2 protein-coding genes and 1 pseudogene are annotated in these 2,234 nt (G+C 58.4%); 2 read left to right on the forward strand and 1 reads right to left on the reverse strand.

Features of this window, described 5'->3' with window-relative positions:
* Positions 1-345: 345 nt before the first annotated feature.
* Complete coding sequence (locus AC1DRJ_RS25080; protein ID WP_477804530.1) at positions 346-1,140, forward strand: exodeoxyribonuclease III; 795 nt, start codon at positions 346-348, stop codon at positions 1,138-1,140.
* Positions 1,141-1,252: 112 nt separating this feature from the next.
* Positions 1,253-2,080 (forward strand): arylamine N-acetyltransferase family protein, encoded by an 828-nt coding sequence (locus AC1DRJ_RS25085; RefSeq protein ID WP_477804531.1) that lies wholly within the window; start codon positions 1,253-1,255, stop codon positions 2,078-2,080.
* A 33-nt stretch (positions 2,081-2,113) separates the two neighbouring features.
* On the opposite strand, the pseudogene AC1DRJ_RS25090 reads toward AC1DRJ_RS25085, so the two are convergent.
* Positions 2,114-2,234 (reverse strand): annotated as a pseudogene (locus AC1DRJ_RS25090) (BrnA antitoxin family protein); the annotation flags it as partial.

Here is a 2,234-nt window from a genome sequence, read left to right on the forward strand (position 1 = left end):
GGTTGAACCGGACTGCGTGCCAGTCGTATCGGCTCCATCGTTGGACATTGCAAACGTGGTCGCCGAGGCAGTGCATAGCAAGCCGGCCAGCAACAACGAAGTGAGTTTTGTGGTGATCATGGCCCGTCTCCAAAAGATGAGTCGTTACCTGGTATTGGTGCCAAGGGCAGGGCGGTTGGTGCCAGTCGGATGACGAGTGGTCAGTGACTTCAATCGATGGCCCCAATCAATGTGGGAAGCGACTCTCTCCGACTCCTTTAATCGCCTGCTGCGTTTACCGCAGCAACTGTCGTCGCGCACTTCGGTCAGAACTGGATACCGCCAATCCGCTGCGAGCGTCGGACCATGAAGAATCTGAAAATCGCCACCTTCAATGTCAACGGCCTGCGTGCACGCCTTCCCAATCTACTGGCGTGGCTGGAACGGGAAAAACCGGACATTGCCTGTTTGCAGGAGCTCAAGTCGGTCGACACGGCCTTTCCAGCCGCCGAGCTTGAAGCGGCCGGTTACGGCGCCCTCTGGCAGGGCCAGTCGTCGTGGAACGGGGTGGCGATTCTGGCGCGAGATGCGCAGCCTTTGGAGAGTCGACGCGGTTTACCGGGTGACGACATGGACACCCAAAGCCGCTATCTGGAAGCAGCTGTGCACGGCGTGCTGGTGGGGTGTCTGTACCTGCCCAATGGCAACCCGCAGCCGGGACCGAAGTTCGATTACAAACTGGCATGGTTCGAGCGACTGATCGCCTATGCCAAGGATCTGCAAAGCAGCGAACATCCGGTGGTGCTGGCCGGTGACTACAACGTAGTGCCCACCGATCTGGACATCTACAACCCACGCTCCTGGCTCAAGGATGCGCTGCTGCAACCGCAAAGCCGCGAGTGTTATCAGCGCCTGCTGGATCAGGGTTGGGCTGACTCCCTGCGTCATCTGTACCCGGAGGATCGGCTTTACACCTTCTGGGATTATTTCCGCCAGCACTGGCAGAAAAACTCAGGGCTGCGCATTGATCACCTGTTACTGAACCCGGCGCTCAGTCCCTACCTGCAAGAAGCGGGTGTCGATGCCTGGGTACGCAATGAACCACATGCCAGTGATCATGCGCCGACGTGGATACATGTGAGCTCGCGCAAGCGGCATTAACACTGATGAGTTCAGTGATTGGCGAAATCAATTGTCAGTTGAGCCGCTTTATCCCTTATACATGGCGGCCATCGGCGGAGAGATCCGCGGCCCCATGCATAAGGACTTAGCAATGAGCGAGCCACGCCTGACCCATCTTGCGTTGTATCTGCAGCGTCTGGGCTTCGACGCACCCCCGGCGCCGACCCTGGAAACCCTGCGTCAGCTTCAGGTACGCCATACCGGTGCCTTCGCGTTCGAAAACCTCACCACTTTGTCGGGTGAGCCGGTGCTGATCGACCTGCCGTCCATCGAGCAAAAAGTCCTGTACGACGGTCGAGGTGGTTACTGCTATGAGCTCAACAACCTGTTCCTGGCATTGCTCCTGGAATTGGGCTTCGATGCCCGAGGCATCACCGGCCGGGTAGTGATGGGTCAGCCCGWAGGCGCATGGACCGCTCGCACGCACCGTTTGAGCCTTGTCACGCTGGATGGCGTGCGTTACATCACCGACGTTGGCTTCGGCGGCATGGTCCCCACCGCACCACTGCTGCTCGATACCGAAGCCGAGCAACTCACCCCTCATGAGCCGTATCGCATTCAGCAGCATGAGGACGGCTACACCCTCCGCGCCAGCGTCGGAGGCGAGTGGCGGGCGATGTACATCTTCGACCTGCAACGCCAGGAAGACATCGATTACGCCGTAGGTAACTGGTACGTCTCGACGCATCCCGAGTCATCGTTTGCCATGCAACTCATGGTTGCCCGGACCGGGGAGGGTTGGCGCCGTACGTTGAACAACGGCAGTTTTGCGATACACCGGGTCGGTCGCGAAAGCGAACGGCGGCAGGTGATGGATGTGGATGAGTTGATCGGTTTGCTGAAGGATGAGTTCGGGATCCGGGTGCCGGAACACGAGGAATTGAAGGACGTGCTTGAGCGATTGATTCGCCCAAGCTGAGCCCGTGTTGGTTGTGGCTTTACAGGTGAAGGCTCAAGGCGCCATCACCCGATGAATTTCACTGAGTACCTCGGTTAATTTTTTCTCGAGGTTCTTCAATTCGTGTGCGGTTATGCCTTCCTTGAAATGCCCGGCATTCGCAACCGCCGTGCGC

Source organism: Pseudomonas sp. P5_B2 (assembly GCF_056400445.1).